This is a genomic window from Mycobacterium simiae, assembly GCF_008370645.1.
GTDB lineage: Bacteria > Actinomycetota > Actinomycetes > Mycobacteriales > Mycobacteriaceae > Mycobacterium > Mycobacterium simiae_A.
The window spans coordinates 1-524 of record NZ_VTZN01000505.1 but is presented as its reverse complement, the minus strand read 5'-3'; the positions used below and the strand labels follow the sequence as shown (position 1 = coordinate 524).

The window sequence follows — 524 nt, the reverse complement described above, 5'->3', positions numbered from 1 at the left end:
CTGCCCCCGACGAACTTACGAGCGAGACCACTTAGTAAGCCATCGCCTGGGCACGGCGCACGACTTCACGAGCCTGGTGGGCGTGTAGCGCATCGACCGGGCGAGCGTTGCTCACCACATCGCGTGAGCCGTCGCGGGTAATGGTCAGCGACGGGTCGGGGGTAAACAACCAGCGCACGATCTCGGTGTCGCGGTAGCCGCCGTCGTGCAGGATCGTCAACAACCCCGGCAGGCTCTTGACCACCTGACCGGATTTGGTGAAGAACACTTGGGGCACCACCACGCCGCCGGCCCGGCGCACCGCGACCAGGTGGCCTTCGCGCAACTGCTGATGCACCTTGCTGACCGTTATCCCCAGAAGTTCGGCGACTCGGGACAGGTCGTAGGTTGGCTCGTCAGGATCCAGAACGTCGTCGCCGGCCGGAATGCTGCCCACGGCGCCAGTGTAGAACCTGGTACCGGCCGGTGTGCGCGTTGACTGCAGGTCGTCTCATTGAGTTCCCGCCACCTACGATGGCCCCGTG

1 protein-coding gene is annotated in these 524 nt (G+C 65.1%); it reads right to left on the bottom strand.

The genetic code is table 11. The features are described 5' to 3' along the window. Nucleotides 1-31 precede the first annotated feature (31 nt). Nucleotides 32-436, bottom strand: coding sequence for an Rv2175c family DNA-binding protein (locus F0Q45_RS26645; RefSeq protein WP_149656666.1), 405 nt, complete (start codon nt 434-436; stop codon nt 32-34). Nucleotides 437-524 lie beyond the last annotated feature (88 nt).